This is a genomic window from Bacillus sp. 196mf, from assembly GCF_003217275.1.
GTDB classification, from domain to species: Bacteria; Bacillota; Bacilli; order Bacillales; family Bacillaceae_G; genus Bacillus_A; species Bacillus_A thuringiensis_S.
Genome location: NZ_QJTG01000014.1, coordinates 68394 through 88233 on the forward strand (window position 1 = coordinate 68394; position 19840 = coordinate 88233).

Consider the following 19840-nt stretch of genomic DNA (forward strand, 5'->3'; position numbering starts at 1 on the left):
TTTTTTATTTTAGTGATCTAATTCAATAAGTAAATCACCCGTTTGAATTGCATCACCATCGTTAACATATACTTTTTTCACTTTACCATTGAACGGCGCTTGAACTGTCGTTTCCATTTTCATCGCTTCTGTAATTGCCATAGAATCGCCTTTTTTCACTTCATCGCCTTCTTTTACAACTACTTTAATTACCGTTCCTGGCATTGTTGCACTAATGTGATTTGGATTTTCACGGTTTCCTTTCACACGTTGTGCAACTGTTGCTTTCACACTCTCGTCTTTCACGACAATTTCACGTGGTTGACCATTAAATTCCAAGTAAAGGACACGATTTCCATCCGGCTGTGGTTCTCCAATTGATACAAGTTTAACCATCAATGTCTTACCTTGTTCAATTTCCACATCAATTTCTTCACCTAGTCTCATACCATAGAAGAATGTCGGTGTATCAAGTACAGATACATTTCCATAAAGCTCAGCAACTTTTTCATAGTCCATAAATACTTTTGGATATAATGCATATGCAACTACATCAAAAATTGTTACTTCGCGTCCAAGTTTATGGAATAATTCTTCTTTTAACGCGTCGAAATCTACTGGCTCTAGTAGTTCACCTGGTCTTACTGTTAACGGCTCTTTCCCTTTTAAAATAATCTTTTGCAATTCTTTCGGGAAACCACCGTACGGTTGACCTAAATCACCAGAGAACATTTCAACAACAGATCCAGGGAAGTCCAAAGCATGTCCACGCTCTAAAACATCTTGTTCTGTCAGGTGGTTTTGAACCATAAATAACGCCATATCGCCAACAACTTTTGATGATGGTGTTACTTTTACAATATCTCCAAACATGTCATTCACACGACGGTACATTACTTTCACTTCATCAAAGCGATCTCCTAAACCAACCGCCTTCGCTTGTTGCTGAAGATTACTATACTGTCCACCTGGCATTTCATGCATATATACCTCTGTGTGAGGTGCATTCATACCACTTTCAAACGGTGCATAGTATTTGCGTACATCTTCCCAATAATGAGATAGCTTTTCTAAAGAATCGATATTAACATCTGGTTGTCTTTCATTTCCACCTAGTGCATAGAATAATGTGTTCGCACTCGGTTGTGACGTTTGACCAGCCATAGAACTCACTGCTACATCGACAATATCAACACCTGCTTCAATTGCCTTCGTATACGTTAATATACCATTTCCACTCGTATCGTGCGTATGCAGGTGAATCGGAATCGATACCGTCTCTTTTAATGCTGAAACTAAATCATATGCTGCGTTTGGTTTTAGTAAGCCAGCCATATCTTTAATACCTAAAATGTGAGCTCCCGATGCTTCCAACTCTTTTGCTAAGTTTTTATAATAATTCAAATCATATTTACTACGTAATGGATCATGAATATCTCCTGTGTAGCACATTGTTGCTTCTGCAATTTTACCAGTATCTCGTACAGCATCAATTGCAACTCTCATACCTTCTACCCAGTTTAAACTATCAAAAATACGGAACACATCAATGCCTGCTTGAGCAGAACACTCCACAAATTTTTGAATTAAATTATCTGGATAGTTTTTGTAGCCAACTGCGTTTGACGAACGTAGTAACATTTGAAATAAAACGTTCGGCATTTTTTCACGAAGATCTAGTAATCGTTCCCATGGATCTTCTTTTAAGAAACGATACGCGACATCAAACGTTGCACCGCCCCACATTTCAGCTGAGAATAGGTTTGGTAACATTCTCGCTGTTGGCTCTGCAATTTGATGTAAATCTTTTGTACGAATACGAGTTGCAAGTAATGACTGATGTGCATCACGGAATGTTGTATCCGTTAAAAGTACACGGTTTTGATCCTGTACCCATTTTACTAATCCATCTGCTCCACGCTCGTCCAAAATTTGTTTCGTTCCATTTTGGATTGGCTCTGAATGTTTTAAACATGGAATACGAGCATCTGGGAATATTGGCTTTTCTTTTTTCCCTACTCCTGGGAAGCCATTTACTGTTACTGAACCAATATAATTTAACATTTTCGTTCCGCGGTCTTTACGTTTCGGGAATAAGAATAGTTCAGGTGACACATCAATAAACGAAGTATCATATTCTCCTGATAAGAAGTTTTTATGTTTTACTACATTCTCTAGGAATGGAATATTTGTTTTAATACCACGAATACGGAATTCTTTTAAGTTACGTTCCATTTTTGCAGCAGCTTGCTCAAAAGTAAGTGCCCAAGTTGTAACTTTTACAAGTAAAGAATCGTAGTATGGTGTAATAACTGCACCTTGGAAGCTATTTCCTGTATCAAGACGCACACCAAAACCACCGCCTGATCGATACGCCATAATTTTTCCTGTATCCGGCATAAAATTATTTAGTGGGTCTTCAGTTGTTACACGAGATTGGATTGCAAATCCGTGTACAACCACTTCCTCTTGCTTCGGAACACCTACTATTTTACTATGTAATGCATGTCCATCAGCTATTAAAATTTGCGATTGAACGATATCGACTCCTGTGATCATCTCTGTAATCGTATGTTCTACTTGAACACGTGGATTTACTTCAATAAAGTAAAACTCATCATCTTTTACAAGGAATTCTACTGTTCCTGCATTTAAATAGTTTACATTTTTCGTTAACTTCACAGCAGCATCACAAATACGCTGACGCAGATCATCTGAAAGTGATACACTCGGTGCTATTTCTACAACTTTTTGATGACGACGTTGTACAGAACAGTCACGCTCGTATAAATGAACAACATTGCCTTCTTCATCTGCTAAAATTTGTACTTCTATATGTTTAGGTTTTTCAACGAATTTTTCGACGTAAACTTCATCATTACCAAAGGCTGCTTTCGCTTCTGATTTTGCTCGATTATATGATTCTCCTAATTCCTCACTAGTACGCACAATACGCATACCACGACCGCCACCACCAAGGGACGCTTTAATAATAATCGGGTAATCATACTTTTCAGCAAATTTTTCGACTTCTTCTAATGAATCTACTGGACCATCACTACCAGGTATAACTGGAATTTGTGCTAGCTGCGCTTGTGTTCTTGCTTTCACTTTATCTCCAAACATATCTAAATGCTTACTTTTCGGACCGATAAAGATAATTCCTTCTTCTTCGCAACGTTTCGCGAATTGAATATTTTCTGACAAGAAACCATATCCAGGGTGGATTGCATCTACATGATTACTTTTTGCAATCTCAATAATGCCTTCAATATCTAGATAAGCATCAATTGGTTTTTTTCCTTCCCCAACTAAATAGGACTCATCGGCTTTATAGCGATGATAAGAACCACTATCCTCTTTCGAATAGATTGCAACTGTTTTTAATCCAAGTTCCGAACAAGCTCGAAACACACGAATTGCAATCTCTCCACGGTTAGCTACCAATACTTTTTGAATACGTTGCAGCTTTGTCATGATTTTCCCCCTCTACTTTCCTACCACTCTAGAGATAAAATATATACACACCTTAAAAAGCGTGAAGTTCTTCACTTTCCACATTATATTATACTTAGAAAGCTTCACTTTATTTTTATCCATCATACCTTATTTTTTAACAAATGATAAGTTTTCTGTGCAATTTGTTTCACAAAAATAGTATAGCATACCTCTTCCTTTTCTAACAACTCAATTGTATATCACATTTAAACGAATGTGATATATCTTTTAACTGAAAGAGAAATTAATACATCATATTTAAAACTACTTGAAAATAAAAAACACATCCTGCTCTAAAGCACGATGTTTTTTTTATTTTACAACTACAAGATGTGGTCCATTTTGTTCTCTTTCTTTTATTACACTATTCTGTTGTTTTTCTTCTCGTTTTACATGACTAGCAATATTAAGTAGTATTCCCATCGCAAGTAGATTAGCTATTAAGGAACTCCCGCCATAACTAATAAACGGTAAAGGTACTCCCGTAAGCGGTATTAATCCAGACATACCACCAACATTAACAAAAGTTTGCACTCCCATTAAACTTGCAATTCCGATTGCAATTAAACTTCCAAACGGATCTTTACATTTTTGAGCAATCCTGAATGAACGAATAATAATAAGTAGCAAGCAAATTAAAATAATAGCTACACCAATAAAACCTAACTCTTCAGATATAATAGCCATAATAAAATCTGTTTGCGGTTCTGGTAAATATCCATATTTTTGCACACTATTTCCTAATCCCCGACCATTTAGCCCTCCTGAAGCAATTCCAATAAAAGAATTTACCAATTGGAATCCATCATTCTGAGGATCATTGAATGGATCAAGGAAAACTGAAAAACGTGCCTTTTGGTAACCACTTAATTTATAATTAGCCAGAAAATATAGCGCCGGAATCCATACTATAGAAGTTAAAACAATTCGTTTAATCCATAAGTTAATCCGTACCCCTGAACAAAGAAACATAATCCCGACTGTTCCTGCAATTAACAAATCGGTACCTAAATCATTTTGCTTTAAAATTAAAAACATTGCCATTCCAACAAAACCAAGTGTAAGTCCCGATCCTTTAAAAACAGGTGTATTTGTCTCTTGTCTTCTTGCAAAAAAGCGAGCTAATATAATAATAATTGATAATTTAACAAATTCAGCCGGCTGTATACCTAATATCCAACCTTTTGCACCATTTATTTCCTTACCAAAAATCAAGGCTGCTGCTAGTAAAGCAATACTTCCTAGCCCCATTGCCGATAAAATTATTCGTTTCCTCCAAAACTTATAAGGTAATGAAGCCACAATTGCTAACAATACCGTTCCAATAGCTAAAGTTATTAATTGTTTTTTAAAAAAGTAATTTGCTGGCCAGTTATGCCTCGAAATCGCAACAATGGAACTCGAACTATATACCATTATAACTCCCAGCACACATAAGATAACAAGAGGAAGTAACAATGAATAATCCATTGATTTCCATACTTTTTTCATTTCATTTCCTCTTTCTGTTTCAATTTAATTATTGTTGTATTCCATATGTACATTGATTCTTCCTGCTTTATTATACAAATAAAAAGCTCAAACTAATTTAGTTTGAGCCCCCTTATTTGAACCCGTTATTGTTGTTTGTTTGTAAACGCTTCATGAAGTGCAGATAACTCACGTTCGAGCTCACCTAACATTGCTTTCCCTTGTTCTTCTGCAATAAGACCAAGGCGAACTGCAAAATCGACCTCGCGGGATAGTCCAAACATTTGTGTGTCTAACACTTCTTCATATAATGGACATTGCGGCATTGTAAGATGGTCCATTTGCACCTTAATAAGTCTTAAAATCTTCTCTGCATCCGCTTGTAGAAGGGCTAGTGCCTTTTCCTGATGATTTGCTACTGTCTCAGACGCCAAATTGATTCCCTCCGTTTCCGTCCTACTCTCCTCTATCCTATCTATTAATATTAGCGATAGTTTTAATAAATTGCAATAGAAACATTTTTTGTGACAACAGTGTCTAATGCTATTATACTGAAAAGTGGGAGTATAACACAAATGGGGGAACAACAATGAGCGAAATTTTATTTATTAACGGAAAAGTACGTTTTCCAATCACTATTGATCCAACTGTTTGGATCTTTGATGATCGAAAAGTAGATTTGACAACTTACTTTGATGAAACTAGAGAAAACACGTCTGAACTAGAAACTTATTTAAAAAACACTTCAGAACATTGGGATCGTGAAATTCGTGATGGTGCTGCCTTCCCGCCGATACAACAAAGTGTAAAGAAATATAAAAAAGAACAGCTAATTACTGGAACATTTGGTATACCATTTCATCCATTCCTTGCTAACGCTGAAATTTTAGAGGACGCTACGCAAGTTGAAATTGAAACTGTAGATCATACAATGACACTTCCATTAGAAACTGTCAAAAATGCTATACTAGGTTTTTCAAAAGAAGGAAAGCCATTAAAAGAAGACGGACCTGTTCATCTCTATTTCAATGATGGATCTAATCGACAAAATCCAATCCGGAACATCCGTAAATTTACAATTATTTAAAGAAAAGGAGTGAGCTTAAGCTCACTCCTTTTTACAATAAATCTGCTGCTAGTTGAGCTAAATTAGATCGCTCCCCTTTAACAAACTTCACATGACCACTAATGCGCTGTTCTTTAAACTTCTCTACAACATACGTTAAGCCATTATTATATTCATCTAAATATGGGTGATCAATTTGCTGAGGATCTCCCATCAATACAATCTTACTCTTTTCCCCTACCCTAGTTAGTATCGTTTTCACTTCATGCTTTGTTAAATTTTGTGCTTCGTCAATGATAATGAACTGATCTGGAATACTTCTCCCGCGTATATAAGTAAGGGCTTCTACTTCAATCGAACCCATTCCAGCTAAAATAGCATCTAACTCTCCTGGCTTTTTCGTATTAAATAAATACTCTAGGTTATCAAAAATTGGTTGCATCCATGGTCTTAACTTTTCTTCTTTTTCTCCTGGTAAATAACCGATATCTTTTCCGACTGGGACAATTGGTCTTGCAACGAGTAATTTTTTATATAACCCTAAGTCTTCTGTTTGCATAAGTCCCGAAGCTAACGCAAGTAACGTTTTTCCTGTGCCGGCTTTCCCCGTTAATGTTACAAGCGGAATATCTTCACGAAGCAACAATTCTAACCCCATAATTTGCTGCACGTTTCGTGGTCGTATCCCCCACACTTGTTCATTGTGAAAAATAAGTTTCTTTACCTTCTTACCTAAGTGATCCACAATGCCAAGCGCAGAACTAGAGCCCCCTAATGCATCTTTCATTACTACAAATTGATTTGGGTAAAAAGGGTGATTCGCAATTTCAGATAGAGGCAATTCACCTTTCTCATAAAAATAATCCAATTGTTCTTTTGATATATATCCTTCTAAAAAGCCAGAATATATATTTTCTACTTCAATTACGCGATCACTTAAATAATCTTCAGCCTTCAAACCAATTGCATCAGCTTTTACCCTTACGAGTACATCTTTACTTACTAAAATAACAGACTTCCCGTCCTCTTTTTCCTGTTCTTCTAAAGATAGATTTTTTGCTACAGCTAAAATTCGATTATCATTTGTTTTTTCTACAAAAATATCTTGTAGTTGCACAAATGAACGATGGTTTAATTCAATACGAAATGTTCCGCCATTTTCTAGCGGGATACTTTCATGCAGCTTTCCTATTTCACGAAATTTATCTATTAACTTAGATACATAACGAGCATTTCGTCCTACTTCATCCATATAACGTTTTTTCGAATCAACCTCTTCTAATACAACTGCTGGAATCACTACTTCATTGGTTTCAAATGAAAAAATAGATAAAGGATCCTGCAAAAGTACATTCGTATCTAACACATAAATTTTATCCAACCTGTTACCCCCTGACTCCACTTTTAAATTTGTAGAACAAGGGTTTCATCCATAAAATATGGACGAACCATTGTTATAATTATATGTACCGTGTAAACGAGGTAGAATCGAAAATCATAGTCATTAAACCTTTTATTTATTCTTTATTCATTTCTATTCAATATATTACTTTTTATTATAATTATTAACGTTAAATCACAATAACCGATTACAAAAGTGAATAAACGAATTTCTTATTTAGCACATTTATAATTCTCTTATTCCTACTAGCACTTCGTTATCCAGCTTTTTGGCCGCCCGAAGATCGTATGTTTTTTCATATGTTGGTTCAATTGCAAGTTTCGCTCCATAAAACATAACATCACGTACTTCTTGCACATTAACTTCTATTACAGTTAATTTCAAAGAAATACCTTCCATTCTATCTGTCAAAATTTCACCTGCACCACTTATGGAAAATACGGATTCATTCGCCATTATAGTCAATACTACACCTGTATTATGCCTTATATTTTCCACAATACGTGAACGTTGATCTACTGCAAATCGAATACTAGTTTTGCTCACTGCATACACCCAAGAAATAGCACTTACGTTAGGAACTTGTTTTTCGAAATCTGTCGTTGCTATCATCACAATACACTCTTTACGCAACGTTTGTACTAAACCCTCTGTTAAAGTAGGCTCTACTACATTCGCCATATTTTCACCTCCAAACATACTTGGTATATCCTTATCATAACTTATTTTTCGAATTGCGAAAATATTATTTTTTCCCACTATTATTCAAAAACATTATACTTCCATGATATAATTATACTGATAGAATTCGTATTGAGGTGACGAAATGAGAGTCAAATGTATGATTTGTGATAAAAAAGATATGTTAGATGATGAAAATCCTACGGCAAAAAAACTGCGTAATCGCCCTATTCATACATATATGTGCATGGAATGTTCGGAACGAATTGCAGAGCGTACAATGGAACGTCATGCAAGTGGTAATTTCCGATTATATCGTGATAAAAAAGTCGAAGACGATTGGTAAAATGTAAATAAGTCCTTACTCATATAGATAAGGACTTATTTATATTTTTCTGGCTCGCGGTTCATCTGATCCAAGAAACAATCAATGGCTTCTAGCGGAAACCTTGCAGATTTCCTTTCCCCATTCATTTCATATGTAATTAAATACATTTCCTCGTTCTTTTTAACTTCCACATCTTTTAATTTATGTTCTTCATATATCATATTTTGAAATAACAAATACGTTTCTTTTGCAGCACTATCATCCGGACGTGCTTCCGCAACTGTTTTAATTGTTAACCAATTATATAGTGCATCTTGTACTGAACGCATAAAACTTCGCCCCCTCACCCTGCTTTTTGTTGTTTCGCTTGACGCAAACGCAATCTATAAATTCCAAGTACAATTGCCGCTACAACAAGCCCTTCTCCAACAGGTAAAAATACAGCAAAAAAGGTTAATACTGTACATCCAATTGCTAATGATATGTATATTACTATATTTTTTAGTACAGACAACTTTCTAGCAAATCCTAAATTATAGACGAGAGCACTTAATATAATAATCGTCCCATAAAGTAACCACATTCCTAACTCTGGATTTTCATCAACTTTACATAATTTCGCAAAAAAAGACATTCTTTCTAACACTATTTATCCCCCCTTCTCATAAAAAACAAAATTTCTTTATGTACTTAATACAAGAGTAACCTGCGAAAAAAATACTGTCCACTAAAAAGAGTAAATATTCTAAAAAAATAAACATAAAAAAAACAGCTACCTTAAAGGTAGCTGTTTTTTTATGCTTCTACAGATTTCTTTTTCTTAGCAGCTCTTTCACGTTCGCTCTTATCAAGAATCTTTTTACGTAAACGAATTGATTCTGGAGTTACTTCACAGAACTCGTCATCGTTTAAGTACTCTAATGACTCTTCTAGAGTCATTAAGCGTGGTTTTTTCATTGTTGAAGTTTGATCTTTCGTTGCAGAACGAATGTTAGTTTGTTGTTTCATTTTCACAACGTTAACTGTTAAGTCGTTCTCACGAGTATGTTCTCCTACGATCATACCAGCATATACTTCTGTACCTGGTTCAACGAAGATTACACCACGATCTTCAACTTGCATAATACCGTATTGTGATGCTTTTCCTGTTTCAAGTGAAACTAGAACACCTTGGCGACGTCCACCCACTTGTCCAGCATGTACTGGTTGGTAGCAATCGAATGTATGGTTTAAAATACCGTAACCACGAGTTAATGTTAGGAATTCTGTTGTGTAACCAATTAAACCACGTGCCGGAACCATGAAAGTAAGGCGAACTTGACCGTTTCCGTTATTCACCATATCTAACATTTCACCTTTACGTGCACCCATTGATTCCATAATAGAACCAGTGTATTCTTCAGGAACATCGATTTGTACGCGCTCTACAGGTTCACATCTTACGCCATCGATATCTTTAATAATTACTTCAGGCTTAGATACTTGTAGTTCATAACCTTCACGACGCATGTTTTCAATTAAGATAGATAAATGCAATTCCCCGCGTCCAGATACGATCCATGCATCAGGAGAATCTGTATTATCTACACGTAAACTTACATCTGTTTCTAATTGTGAACGAAGACGCTCTTCAATTTTACGAGATGTAATAAATTTACCTTCACGACCTGCAAATGGGCTGTTATTTACAAGGAATGTCATTTGTAGCGTTGGCTCATCAATACGTAATAATGGTAAAGCCTCTTCATGCTCAACCGGACATACCGTTTCACCTACGTTGATGTCTTCCATACCTGAAACAGCTACTAAATCTCCAGCTTTTGCTTCTTCAATTTCTTGACGTTTTAATCCAATGTAACCGAATAATTTCGTTACGCGGAATTGTTTTACACTTCCGTCAACTTTCATTAAAGCAACTTGTTGTCCAACCTTCATTGTACCGCGGAATACGCGTCCAACTCCAATACGTCCAACGTAGTCGTTGTAATCAAGAAGTGCTACTTGGAATTGAAGTGGCTCTTCGCTGTTATCAACTGGTGCTGGAATATGTTCGATAATTGTATCGAATAATGATTTCATATTCTCTTCTTGATTTGCCGGATTTGAATCCAAGCTTGCTGTTCCGTTCATTGCTGATGCAAATACAACTGGGAACTCTAATTGATCTTCGTTTGCACCAAGTTCGATGAATAAGTCAACTACTTCATCAACTACTTCATCAGGACGAGCGAAGTCACGGTCAATTTTGTTTACAACAACGATTGGAGTTAAGTTTTGCTCAAGAGCTTTCTTTAAAACAAATCGTGTTTGTGGCATACAACCTTCATATGCATCAACAACAAGTAGAACACCATCAACCATTTTCATGATACGTTCTACTTCTCCACCGAAGTCAGCGTGACCTGGTGTATCTAAAATGTTAATTCTTTTATCTTCATAGTGAATCGCTGTATTCTTCGCTAAAATTGTAATACCGCGTTCTCTTTCTAGATCATTTGAATCCATTGCGCGTTCTTCAATATGTTCATTCGCACGGAATGTCCCCGCTTGACGTAATAACTGGTCAACAAGTGTTGTTTTACCATGGTCAACGTGGGCAATAATTGCTATATTACGTAAATCTTGTCGTTTTTTCAACATGTCCAACTCCTAATGTCTTTTTAATCCTTCTCTATTATAAGAGCGAAGGGGATACAATAGCAATTAAAATAAAAGCAAGAATGAAAATATAGTTGTATTCTTACTTTTGTGAAAGTAAAATGAGATTGGAGGGTGAAGAAATGGAACACATTCAATATCGCTTTTTATTAACCGCAATTATCGGTGTTATTTTCTTAATCGGTATCGGCATTATGATTGCTGAAAATAGTCCAATCGGTATTATTATTTGCATTATCGGTACATTTGTTGCAGTTGGATACGGTTTTGTAACAAAAAGAAAAATGCGCAAATCACAATAACGCTAAAAAGTAAGAAGCTTATACATAGCCTCTTACTTTTTTTGTGGCTCTGATATAAAAGATAACACTTCTTCATACACTCCTGGTTTTGCAACTAGCACACTGCTCTTCTCTATGATAGAAAGTGACGCTCCAGAGAATGTCGTTACCTTCCCTCCAACTTCTTCTACAATTATCTGTCCTCCGCCAAAATCCCATGGTGATAATCTCGGCGTTACATATGCATCTATTCTTCCTGTTGCAACGTACACCATCTCTAACGCTGCACAGCCATACGATCTCGTGCCCCTTGCTTTCTTAACAAGTGCCATCATACTTTCCATATTAAGCAATGGATTATCTGTAAGCCATATCGCATTTAAAGCTACAATACCTTGCTCTACAGTTCCTTTTTCCAATGGAGGAATTGATATATCATTACAAAAAGCTCCGGATCCCTTGACTGCATGATATAGTTCATCATGTACTGGATCATAAATAAGTCCAATCTTTCCGATACCGTTCTCATAAATCCCAATTGAAATTGCAAAATTTCTTTTTTGATGAACAAAGTTCATCGTGCCGTCAATTGGATCAATTAACCAAACAACCCCGTCAGAAGAAGTTATCTCGTCTCCATAACCTTCTTCTCCTAAAATATTATGATTCGGGAATGTTTCTTTAATTTTCCCAATTAAAAACTGTTCTATCTCTCGGTCCATATTTGTAACTAAGTCAGCTGCATTGGATTTTGTTTCTATAATAAGTGCTTTTTTCATGGATGCTATTAAATGCTCTCCTGCATCCCGAATCCACCGTTTGGCGTGTGCATCGATGTCTTTCCATACTTCTTGCATGTTTAAACACTCCGATCTTTACTGTTCACAGAAAAAACGAACCCTTTATAAGGTTCGCACCAACTAATTTTTTATACATATACTATTATTACGCTTCTAAACGAATCATTTCAAGTCTTAACACTTCTAACTTTTGTACACACTCTTCTTTTTTCTGTTTATCATCTTCCATCATCGCATCATATAAAGTTGCTAATTCATAATCTAGCTCCAAACGTAGCACCGGTATTCTCTTTTCGGCATCTGTTCTCTTTAACGCATTAATCACCTGTCTCATATTATTTGCCTCCTCCCAATATTCGTCTGCCCTCGGACTAGAATTAATTCAATTTTCTGATTTTTTGTTTTATACTATACTATGTTGGATAAATCATCTATGCAACAAAATTATATTTTTTTATTTAAATTTTTTTGTGCTGTTTTTTTTATGAATAGTACAAGCTATGCTAAAATAAAAGCAAAATAGGAGTTGGAGGAACAATCATGACAATACAAACATTCAAGTCAACTGATTTTGATGTCTTTACAGTTGATGGTCTCGAAGAACGAATGAGTGCAATTAAAACGAACATTCATCCTAAGCTAGAAGCTTTAGGGGAACAATTTGCAGAATACTTATCCCAACACACTGATGAGAACTTTTTTTATCATGTTGCAAAACACGCACGTCGCAAAGTCAATCCACCAAACGATACTTGGGTTGCTTTTTCAACAAATAAACGAGGATATAAAATGCTACCGCATTTCCAAATCGGCTTATGGGGTACTCATGCCTTCATATACTTTGGTTTAATCTATGAGTGTCCACAAAAAGTTGAGACGGCTCATGCCTTCTTAGAACATTTAAATGATTTAAAAACAAATATTCCAAATGACTTCGTTTGGTCCATTGACCATACTAAACCAAGTGTGAAATTACATAAAACACTTGAAACCGAAGACTTACAAAAGATGATTGAACGACTAGCTACTGTAAAAAAAGCAGAATTATTAGTTGGTATTCATATATCACCAGAGGAGTTTTCAGCAATGACCAACGAACAATTCCTTGCTAAGATTGAATCTACGATGCAATCACTCCTTCCTTTATATGCACTTTGTAATCGATAGTAGAAAACGGACAATTTATATTGTCCGTTTTTAGTTGTTATCACATTATATCACTTCAGTTTTTATTTTTCAAAATATTTTTTACATTTTTACAAGCTTTTGTTCTTCGACTTCCTTTGCTCTTTGAATAGCACGATATATAGAGTATCCACTTACTTCTTGAAACTCTTTATCAATTTTCTTTTCTTCTGCTTTCGATGGAACAATCTCTTTAAAACGACGATATAAACCCATTAATTCTTCTCTTATAATTCCTTTTTCATAAGCTTTCTCAATTGCTTCATAAAACTTCACAATAATAACCATTTCCTCATTTGACCAATCATAATCTAACGGATATTGATATTCCATTTCGCACCTCATTTATCATTTCTTCTTGTTTCATTATGCTATCTTAAAGAGAATGTTTTATTCTTCATTATAGCCACTCTGCATTATACACTATTTATTCATTTTAATGGAATTGTCTTCCTCCATTCATTAGTTGAGGCTAACTATTAAACATACTCATCTTAAAAATATTTTTTTCTATACATCTATAATTATTGGTGATATAATGCTTTTGTTTTATAGAAAATAAAGTGAAGCTACCATCTCAAAACCGATTTTTTGAATGGCAGAAAAACAAGCCTCATTCTAAAAAAAGGACTTACCTTTTTTAGAGCAGGATTATATAAAACAAATTAAATATTATGAAGAAGAAGGGGTGTATAGATTGTCCCAATACGAAACACCATTGTTTACCGCTTTAGTTGAGCACAGTAAGCGAAATCCAATTCAATTCCATATTCCTGGTCATAAAAAAGGACAAGGCATGGATCCTACATTTCGCGAATTTATTGGGCATAATGCATTAGCAATTGATTTAATTAATATTGCGCCACTCGATGATTTACATCATCCAAAAGGTATGATTAAAGAAGCACAGGATTTAGCAGCCGCTGCATTCGGTGCAGATCATACTTTCTTTTCTATTCAAGGTACAAGTGGCGCTATTATGACAATGGTGATGAGCGTTTGCGGTCCTGGTGACAAAATCCTAGTACCACGAAACGTGCATAAATCAGTAATGTCAGCTATTATTTTCTCAGGTGCAAAACCGATTTTCATGCATCCTGAAATCGATCCGAAACTCGGTATTTCTCATGGAATCACAATTCAATCTGTCAAAAAAGCACTTGAAGAGCACTCAGATGCAAAGGGCTTACTTGTTATTAACCCAACGTACTTTGGATTTGCTGCAGACTTAGAACAGATTGTACAATTAGCACATTCTTATGACATCCCTGTACTAGTCGACGAGGCTCATGGTGTTCATATTCATTTTCACGATGAATTGCCGATGTCAGCGATGCAAGCTGGTGCAGACATGGCAGCAACAAGTGTTCACAAATTAGGAGGCTCTTTAACTCAAAGTTCTATTCTTAATGTGAAAGAAGGCTTGGTGAATGTAAAACATGTCCAATCTATTATTAGCATGCTTACAACTACATCAACTTCTTACATCTTGTTAGCATCACTTGATGTTGCGAGAAAACGTCTTGCTACAGAAGGAACAGCACTCATAGAACAAACAATACAATTAGCTGAACATGTTCGTGATGCTATAAATTCTATTGAGCATCTTTACTGTCCTGGAAAAGAAATGTTAGGTACAGATGCTACCTTTAACTATGATCCTACAAAGATAATTGTATCTGTAAAAGATTTAGGTATTACCGGCCACCAAGCTGAAGTATGGCTTAGAGAGCAATATAACATTGAAGTAGAACTCTCAGATCTATACAACATACTATGTCTTATCACTTTAGGAGACACAGAAAGTGATACAAATACACTTATTGCAGCATTACAAGATTTAGCAGCAACATTTAGAAATAGGGCAGATAAAGGTGTTCAAGTACAAGTAGAGATTCCAGAAATTCCAGTGCTAGCACTTTCTCCTCGAGATGCTTTTTATTCGGAAACAGAAGTCATTCCATTTGAAAATGCAGCGGGTCGTATTATAGCTGATTTTGTTATGGTTTATCCGCCAGGGATTCCAATCTTTACTCCGGGGGAAATTATTACACAAGAAAACTTAGAGTATATTCGTAAAAACTTAGAAGCAGGTTTACCTGTACAAGGTCCTGAAGATATGACATTACAAACATTACGTGTTATTAAAGAGTACAAGCCTATCAGTTGATAGGCTTTTTTTTCACCTTTTTTCCTTTTCTTCATACGATACTAAAGAATGTAACGTATAGGTGGGGATACTATTATGATTGTAATAGGCCGTTCTATTGTACATCCTTATATTACAAATGAATATGAGCCATTTGCAGCAGAGAAACAACAAATTTTATCAATAATGGCAGGAAATCAAGAAGTTTATTCCTTCCGAACAGCTGATGAACTCAGCTTTGATCTCAATTTACGAGTTAATATTATTATCTCTGCACTAGAACTTTTTCAAAGTGGATTTCAGTTTCGCACATTTCAACAATCCTTTTGCAACCCCCAGTATTGGAAAAGAACATCCCTTGGAGGATTCGAGCTTCTTCCAAACATACCACCTTCTATTGCCATACAAGATATTTTCAAAAACGGAAAACTATATGGAACTGAATGCGCAACCGCTATGATCATTATTTTTTATAAAGCTTTATTATCATTGTATGAGGAAGAAACTTTCAATCGTCTATTTGCAAACCTTTTACTTTATACATGGGACTACGATCAAGATCTAAGACTCATAACAAAAAACGGTGGCGATCTTGTTCCAGGTGACCTCGTTTACTTTAAAAATCCACAAGTGAATCCAGCTACGATTGAGTGGCAAGGAGAAAACACAATCTATTTAGGAAATTTCTTTTTTTACGGACATGGCGTAGGTGTAAAAACAAAAGAAGAAATTATTTATTCATTAAATGAACGACGAGTCCCTTACGCTTTTATTTCAGCTTTCTTGACCGATACTATTACCCGTATAGATAGCCGTATAATGAGCCAATACGCTTCTTCTAGTACACCACAGACATCCATAAGCTTTATTCCAATTAGAGATGATGCAATCGTTGCAACAGTTGGCCATACAACTACAATTTATTAAAAAAGCGCCTACACATGTAGGCGCTTTTTCTTATTATTAAGCTTTTGTATGTTCTTTATGGTCACATTCGCAATGAGATCCACATTTCCCGTATAGGACTGTTGATTTTTCATCTTCAAAATGTCCAATTGTTCCTTCACATACTTGGCATACGATTGTTCCCATTTTCATTTCCCCCTGAGTTTTAATAGTAATCTATTTATCTATCATTAAGCTTTCGCATTATCTTTTCTAGCACAGTCACAATTTGTTCCACATTTTCCGTAAAGTACTGTCGTTTTCTCATCTTCAAAATGTCCGATTGTTCCTTCACATACTTGGCATACGATTGTTCCCATTTTTCATTTCCCCCTAAGTTTATGGTCCTAAAAACTTTTAGCTGTCCATTTCCTATCAATTATTGGGCTTTTGTATGCTCTGTGTGATCACATCCGCAAGATCCACATTTCCCGTAAAGTACCGTTACTTTCTCATCTTCGAAGTGTGCAATTGTACCTTCACAATCTTGACATACGATTGTTCCCATTTTTCATTTCCCCCTAAGTTTATAATCCCAAAAACTTTTTTGTAACCGCTTAACTTTCTGTCTTTATTTTAATATGTTATACTTTTTACGTCAATAGGTTTTTAGTATAACACATTAAATATTTTAAATTTTAATTAGTATGCGATATTCAAATAAAAAACAGCCATATTTATAAGTACGACTGTTTCACATTAATTATTCTTCATATTCCGCATGTAAAGAAGTTGACGGAACTAGAAATTTGAAAAACTGAGCTAACTCCTTCGCTTCCTCTTCTGATCCTAATTTAAAAATCTCCTGTATATATTGAACATTCTCTACATCATCTCTTCCGAGTAAAGTAGACCTTCCTGTTTGCATACAAACAATGAGCGGTTTTCCAAAAAACATATTTGTATAAATAACACCAAAATCATAACGTGTATCATGTGTCATAAACCCTAAAAATCGTACCTTCACACTTTCATGCTCATCATACAATTTTTCAAACATTGGTTTCCACCTTTCTACATCACGTTTCATTAATAGTATATTAAACAAAACATGTAATACTCCTTTTAATTGTCAAAAAATTCAGTAGGATGTAGAATGATAGTATTCTACTAAGTTAGGGGGAACTTATATGCAACACGCCTTTATTACGCTTGTACCAAAATCCAACCAACAATCTGTTTCAATAGATGATATAAAACAACTTTTTCATTATTATAAAACAGTTACTTCTAAAACTGGTGCCCAAATTAATTACACGTATACAAATACCGCTTTTCCTTATGAAATTTTAGATACATCTACAACAACATTAAAACTTCAATCTAATCACGACCGGTATGACTCAATTTATATTGGTGTTGGTATAGAAAATGAACAATTTTTCATCCAAGTTTCTTTACCACCTAATGCAACATATGGTGACAAAGGGAAAGCAAATGAATTTTGCCGTTTTTTAGCGAAGAAATTAGAAGGAGAGTTACAATTATTTAATGGAAGAACAATGTATTTTTATAAACGTTAATTTAAAAAATAAATAATACGATTAAAAATAGTATACAATTCGAACATGTAAGAAATAACGCTTGCTTTCTTACGTGTAATACAAAATACGCTATTACATAGGCTAAATACAGGAATACGAAAAAAAGAATAACTTTATAATGAAACTTATCACCATTCGATAATGTTAATACAGTGGAAAAGCCACTCCATAGTAGTAAATGATAAAATATAACATGTAATATTTTCATGGAACCTTCTCCTTTGACATGCTCTATTTTATTAATATATGGGGTTAAGTTTGAATCAATTACATATTATAGGATGATATATATTACCTTTGAAGTAAGTTACGCCTAAATCATTTGTTAAAGTATTATATATTCATTCGACAAGTACGTTTAAAGACCTTGCAAGTCATTTGATGAAAATAAAAATAGCCCCTCTCTTACAATAAGAGAGGGGCTATTTACATTACTTAAATTATTTTACAATGTGAATTGGCATTCCAAGAGCAACTTCAGCTGCTTCCATTGTGATTTCACCTAATGTTGGGTGAGCATGGATTGTTTGAGCGATATCTTCAGCTGTCATTCCAGCTTCGATAGCTAAACCAATCTCAGAGATAATATCAGAAGCACCTGCACCTGCAACTTGAGCACCTACAAGAAGACCATCTTCTTTACGTGTTACAAGTTGTAGGAAACCGTCAGTGCTGTTTAATGATAATGCACGACCGTTAGCAGCGAATGGGAACTTAGATACAGTTACAGTCATTCCAGCTTCTTCAGCTTGTTTTTTAGTGTAACCAACAGATGCTAATTCTGGATCAGTGAAGCATACTGCAGGAATTCCGATGTAATCGATAGCTGATGCATGGCCACTAATTGCTTCTACAGCTACTTTACCTTCGTAAGAAGCTTTGTGAGCTAATGGTGGTCCAGGAACGATATCACCGATTGCATAGATGTTTGGTACATTTGTACGACATTGCTCATCGATTTCGATGATGCCGCGGTCAGTCATTTTAACTCCAACTTGCTCAAGACCGATTTCTTGAGTGTTTGGACGACGACCTACAGTTACTAATACGTAATCTGCTTCTACAGTTTGGATTTCACCTTTAACTTCAAAGCTAACTTTTACGCCAGTTTCTGTTTCTTCAACGCCTTTAGCCATAGCTTTTGTATGGATATTTACGTTACCTTTTTTCTGTAGAGCACGTTTAACAACAGAGCTCATAGCTTTTTCGAAACCAGCTAAGATTTCGTCGCCAGCTTCTACTACAGTAACTTCTGTACCGAAGTTAGCATATGCAGTACCTAATTCCATACCGATGTAACCGCCGCCGATTACAACAAGTTTTTTAGGAATTTCAGGTAAGCTTAAAGCACCTGTAGAGTTGATAACACGTTTAGAGTATTTGAATCCTGGAATTTCGATTGGTGTAGAACCAGTTGCAAGAACAGCATTTTTAAACGTATAAGTTTGAGCTGCATCTTCAGTCATAACGCGTAATGTATTAGCATCTACGAAGTAAGCTTCACCGCGAATGATTTCAACTTTGTTACCTTTAAGAAGGCCTTCAACACCGCCAGTTAATTTCTTAACTACGCCGTTTTTCCATTCTTGAACTTTTGTAAAGTCAACTTTTACGTTCTCTGCAGTGATACCCATGTCATCAGAATGCATTGCATTCTCATAACGATGACCTGCATTGATTAACGCTTTTGAAGGAATACATCCAACGTTTAAGCATACGCCACCAAGGTTAGCTTTTTCAATGATTGCTACCTTTTGACCTAATTGTGCTGCACGAATTGCCGCAACGTATCCACCAGGACCTGCACCAACAACGACTGTATCTAATTCAATTGGGAAATCTCCTACTACCATT

At 35.4% G+C, this 19840-nt stretch carries 24 protein-coding genes; 7 read left to right on the top strand and 17 right to left on the bottom strand.

The window, feature by feature from the left end:
- Positions 1 to 9: 9 nt before the first annotated feature.
- From pyc to ATL10_RS19060, 3 genes are all read right to left on the bottom strand, one after another.
- A complete protein-coding gene (gene pyc / locus ATL10_RS19045) occupies positions 10 to 3456 on the bottom strand; it encodes a pyruvate carboxylase (protein WP_000164055.1) in 3447 nt (1148 codons plus the stop codon).
- Positions 3457 to 3789: 333 nt separating this feature from the next.
- The gene (locus tag ATL10_RS19055) at positions 3790 to 4968 is read right to left on the bottom strand and encodes an FtsW/RodA/SpoVE family cell cycle protein (RefSeq protein WP_000758407.1); all 1179 of its coding nucleotides are present in this window, start codon (positions 4966 to 4968) and stop codon (positions 3790 to 3792) included.
- Positions 4969 to 5093: 125 nt separating this feature from the next.
- Positions 5094 to 5381 (bottom strand): Fpa/YlaN family protein, encoded by a 288-nt coding sequence (locus ATL10_RS19060; protein ID WP_000135694.1) that lies wholly within the window; start codon positions 5379 to 5381, stop codon positions 5094 to 5096.
- 155 nt (positions 5382 to 5536) lie between these two features.
- Here ATL10_RS19060 and ATL10_RS19065 point away from each other — a divergent pair, with 155 nt between their 5' ends.
- Positions 5537 to 6034: a molybdopterin-binding protein gene (locus tag ATL10_RS19065; protein ID WP_001289810.1), complete on the top strand. Its 498-nt coding sequence runs from the start codon at positions 5537 to 5539 to the stop codon at positions 6032 to 6034.
- Between the two features lie 31 nt (positions 6035 to 6065).
- Here ATL10_RS19065 and ATL10_RS19070 read toward each other — a convergent pair whose 3' ends face one another.
- Together ATL10_RS19070 and ATL10_RS19075 are read right to left on the bottom strand one after the other, a co-directional pair.
- A complete protein-coding gene (locus ATL10_RS19070; RefSeq protein ID WP_000358083.1) occupies positions 6066 to 7394 on the bottom strand; it encodes a PhoH family protein in 1329 nt (442 codons plus the stop codon).
- Positions 7395 to 7640: 246 nt separating this feature from the next.
- Complete coding sequence (locus ATL10_RS19075; protein WP_000024600.1) at positions 7641 to 8096, bottom strand: pyridoxamine 5'-phosphate oxidase family protein; 456 nt, start codon at positions 8094 to 8096, stop codon at positions 7641 to 7643.
- 145 nt (positions 8097 to 8241) lie between these two features.
- On the opposite strand from ATL10_RS19075, the gene ATL10_RS19080 reads away from it, so the two are divergent.
- On the top strand, positions 8242 to 8442 hold the full coding sequence (locus tag ATL10_RS19080; protein ID WP_002093346.1) for a YlaI family protein: 201 nt from the start codon (positions 8242 to 8244) through the stop codon (positions 8440 to 8442).
- 35 nt (positions 8443 to 8477) lie between these two features.
- Here ATL10_RS19080 and ATL10_RS19085 read toward each other — a convergent pair whose 3' ends face one another.
- The 3 genes from ATL10_RS19085 to typA form a co-directional block, all read right to left on the bottom strand.
- A complete protein-coding gene (locus tag ATL10_RS19085; RefSeq protein WP_001258136.1) occupies positions 8478 to 8753 on the bottom strand; it encodes a hypothetical protein in 276 nt (91 codons plus the stop codon).
- A gap of 14 nt (positions 8754 to 8767) precedes the next feature.
- Positions 8768 to 9070, bottom strand: coding sequence for a YlaH-like family protein (locus tag ATL10_RS19090; protein WP_000893662.1), 303 nt, complete (start codon positions 9068 to 9070; stop codon positions 8768 to 8770).
- A 149-nt stretch (positions 9071 to 9219) separates the two neighbouring features.
- Entirely contained in the window at positions 9220 to 11064 is a 1845-nt protein-coding gene (gene typA / locus ATL10_RS19095) for a translational GTPase TypA (RefSeq protein ID WP_000914752.1), read from the bottom strand.
- Positions 11065 to 11204: 140 nt separating this feature from the next.
- Here typA and ATL10_RS19100 point away from each other — a divergent pair, with 140 nt between their 5' ends.
- Complete coding sequence (locus tag ATL10_RS19100) at positions 11205 to 11384, top strand: DUF5325 family protein (protein WP_000400123.1); 180 nt, start codon at positions 11205 to 11207, stop codon at positions 11382 to 11384.
- A 32-nt stretch (positions 11385 to 11416) separates the two neighbouring features.
- On the opposite strand, the gene ATL10_RS19105 is transcribed toward ATL10_RS19100, so the two are convergent.
- Together ATL10_RS19105 and ATL10_RS19110 are read right to left on the bottom strand one after the other, a co-directional pair.
- On the bottom strand, positions 11417 to 12220 hold the full coding sequence (locus tag ATL10_RS19105) for an inositol monophosphatase family protein (RefSeq protein ID WP_001158700.1): 804 nt from the start codon (positions 12218 to 12220) through the stop codon (positions 11417 to 11419).
- 88 nt (positions 12221 to 12308) lie between these two features.
- Complete coding sequence (locus ATL10_RS19110; RefSeq protein WP_001250164.1) at positions 12309 to 12497, bottom strand: hypothetical protein; 189 nt, start codon at positions 12495 to 12497, stop codon at positions 12309 to 12311.
- 206 nt (positions 12498 to 12703) lie between these two features.
- Here ATL10_RS19110 and ATL10_RS19115 point away from each other — a divergent pair, with 206 nt between their 5' ends.
- Positions 12704 to 13330, top strand: coding sequence for a YktB family protein (locus ATL10_RS19115; protein ID WP_000155318.1), 627 nt, complete (start codon positions 12704 to 12706; stop codon positions 13328 to 13330).
- 81 nt (positions 13331 to 13411) lie between these two features.
- On the opposite strand, the gene ATL10_RS19120 is transcribed toward ATL10_RS19115, so the two are convergent.
- Positions 13412 to 13681, bottom strand: coding sequence for a UPF0223 family protein (locus tag ATL10_RS19120; protein ID WP_000456546.1), 270 nt, complete (start codon positions 13679 to 13681; stop codon positions 13412 to 13414).
- A 364-nt stretch (positions 13682 to 14045) separates the two neighbouring features.
- Between ATL10_RS19120 and speA the strand changes: the two genes are divergently transcribed.
- Both speA and ATL10_RS19130 read left to right on the top strand, forming a co-directional pair.
- A complete protein-coding gene (gene speA, locus ATL10_RS19125) occupies positions 14046 to 15518 on the top strand; it encodes an arginine decarboxylase (RefSeq protein ID WP_000084899.1) in 1473 nt (490 codons plus the stop codon).
- A 75-nt stretch (positions 15519 to 15593) separates the two neighbouring features.
- The gene (locus tag ATL10_RS19130; protein WP_000635337.1) at positions 15594 to 16424 is read left to right on the top strand and encodes a protein-glutamine gamma-glutamyltransferase; all 831 of its coding nucleotides are present in this window, start codon (positions 15594 to 15596) and stop codon (positions 16422 to 16424) included.
- Between the two features lie 36 nt (positions 16425 to 16460).
- Here the strand turns inward: ATL10_RS19130 and ATL10_RS19135 are convergent, their stop codons facing one another.
- The 4 genes from ATL10_RS19135 to ATL10_RS19150 all read right to left on the bottom strand — a co-directional run bounded on the left by ATL10_RS19135 (position 16461) and on the right by ATL10_RS19150 (position 17442).
- Positions 16461 to 16589, bottom strand: coding sequence for a GapA-binding peptide SR1P (locus ATL10_RS19135; protein ID WP_000536796.1), 129 nt, complete (start codon positions 16587 to 16589; stop codon positions 16461 to 16463).
- Between the two features lie 44 nt (positions 16590 to 16633).
- A complete protein-coding gene (locus ATL10_RS19140) occupies positions 16634 to 16762 on the bottom strand; it encodes a GapA-binding peptide SR1P (RefSeq protein ID WP_000536803.1) in 129 nt (42 codons plus the stop codon).
- Positions 16763 to 16821: 59 nt separating this feature from the next.
- Positions 16822 to 16950, bottom strand: coding sequence for a GapA-binding peptide SR1P (locus ATL10_RS19145; protein ID WP_000536778.1), 129 nt, complete (start codon positions 16948 to 16950; stop codon positions 16822 to 16824).
- A gap of 195 nt (positions 16951 to 17145) precedes the next feature.
- The gene (locus ATL10_RS19150; RefSeq protein ID WP_000462038.1) at positions 17146 to 17442 is read right to left on the bottom strand and encodes a DUF3055 domain-containing protein; all 297 of its coding nucleotides are present in this window, start codon (positions 17440 to 17442) and stop codon (positions 17146 to 17148) included.
- A gap of 130 nt (positions 17443 to 17572) precedes the next feature.
- Here ATL10_RS19150 and ATL10_RS19155 point away from each other — a divergent pair, with 130 nt between their 5' ends.
- Positions 17573 to 17965: a DUF1885 family protein gene (locus tag ATL10_RS19155; RefSeq protein WP_001163297.1), complete on the top strand. Its 393-nt coding sequence runs from the start codon at positions 17573 to 17575 to the stop codon at positions 17963 to 17965.
- Position 17966: 1 nt separating this feature from the next.
- Here ATL10_RS19155 and ATL10_RS19160 read toward each other — a convergent pair whose 3' ends face one another.
- Both ATL10_RS19160 and lpdA read right to left on the bottom strand, forming a co-directional pair.
- Entirely contained in the window at positions 17967 to 18194 is a 228-nt protein-coding gene (locus tag ATL10_RS19160) for a hypothetical protein (protein WP_000697470.1), read from the bottom strand.
- A 232-nt stretch (positions 18195 to 18426) separates the two neighbouring features.
- Positions 18427 to 19839 carry a dihydrolipoyl dehydrogenase gene (lpdA, locus tag ATL10_RS19165; RefSeq protein ID WP_000260104.1) on the bottom strand — a complete coding sequence of 471 codons (1413 nt, stop codon included), beginning with the start codon at positions 19837 to 19839 and terminating at the stop codon, positions 18427 to 18429.
- Position 19840: the final 1 nt, after the last annotated feature.

Excerpts from the sequence above, each read along its gene's own strand:
- pyc (WP_000164055.1), bottom strand. The coding sequence starts at position 3,456 with ATGACAAAGCTGCAACGTATTCAAAAAGTATTGGTAGCTAACCGTGGA.
- ATL10_RS19055 (WP_000758407.1), bottom strand. The coding sequence starts at position 4,968 with ATGAAAAAAGTATGGAAATCAATGGATTATTCATTGTTACTTCCTCTT.
- ATL10_RS19065 (WP_001289810.1), top strand. The coding sequence starts at position 5,537 with ATGAGCGAAATTTTATTTATTAACGGAAAAGTACGTTTTCCAATCACT.
- ATL10_RS19075 (WP_000024600.1), bottom strand. The coding sequence starts at position 8,096 with ATGGCGAATGTAGTAGAGCCTACTTTAACAGAGGGTTTAGTACAAACG.
- ATL10_RS19080 (WP_002093346.1), top strand. The coding sequence starts at position 8,242 with ATGAGAGTCAAATGTATGATTTGTGATAAAAAAGATATGTTAGATGAT.
- ATL10_RS19085 (WP_001258136.1), bottom strand. The coding sequence starts at position 8,753 with ATGCGTTCAGTACAAGATGCACTATATAATTGGTTAACAATTAAAACA.
- typA (WP_000914752.1), bottom strand. The coding sequence starts at position 11,064 with ATGTTGAAAAAACGACAAGATTTACGTAATATAGCAATTATTGCCCAC.
- ATL10_RS19100 (WP_000400123.1), top strand. The coding sequence starts at position 11,205 with ATGGAACACATTCAATATCGCTTTTTATTAACCGCAATTATCGGTGTT.
- ATL10_RS19105 (WP_001158700.1), bottom strand. The coding sequence starts at position 12,220 with ATGCAAGAAGTATGGAAAGACATCGATGCACACGCCAAACGGTGGATT.
- ATL10_RS19110 (WP_001250164.1), bottom strand. The coding sequence starts at position 12,497 with ATGAGACAGGTGATTAATGCGTTAAAGAGAACAGATGCCGAAAAGAGA.
- ATL10_RS19115 (WP_000155318.1), top strand. The coding sequence starts at position 12,704 with ATGACAATACAAACATTCAAGTCAACTGATTTTGATGTCTTTACAGTT.
- ATL10_RS19120 (WP_000456546.1), bottom strand. The coding sequence starts at position 13,681 with ATGGAATATCAATATCCGTTAGATTATGATTGGTCAAATGAGGAAATG.
- ATL10_RS19130 (WP_000635337.1), top strand. The coding sequence starts at position 15,594 with ATGATTGTAATAGGCCGTTCTATTGTACATCCTTATATTACAAATGAA.
- ATL10_RS19135 (WP_000536796.1), bottom strand. The coding sequence starts at position 16,589 with ATGGGAACAATCGTATGCCAAGTATGTGAAGGAACAATTGGACATTTT.
- ATL10_RS19140 (WP_000536803.1), bottom strand. The coding sequence starts at position 16,762 with ATGGGAACAATCGTATGCCAAGTATGTGAAGGAACAATCGGACATTTT.
- ATL10_RS19145 (WP_000536778.1), bottom strand. The coding sequence starts at position 16,950 with ATGGGAACAATCGTATGTCAAGATTGTGAAGGTACAATTGCACACTTC.
- ATL10_RS19150 (WP_000462038.1), bottom strand. The coding sequence starts at position 17,442 with ATGTTTGAAAAATTGTATGATGAGCATGAAAGTGTGAAGGTACGATTT.
- ATL10_RS19155 (WP_001163297.1), top strand. The coding sequence starts at position 17,573 with ATGCAACACGCCTTTATTACGCTTGTACCAAAATCCAACCAACAATCT.
- ATL10_RS19160 (WP_000697470.1), bottom strand. The coding sequence starts at position 18,194 with ATGAAAATATTACATGTTATATTTTATCATTTACTACTATGGAGTGGC.
- lpdA (WP_000260104.1), bottom strand. The coding sequence starts at position 19,839 with ATGGTAGTAGGAGATTTCCCAATTGAATTAGATACAGTCGTTGTTGGT.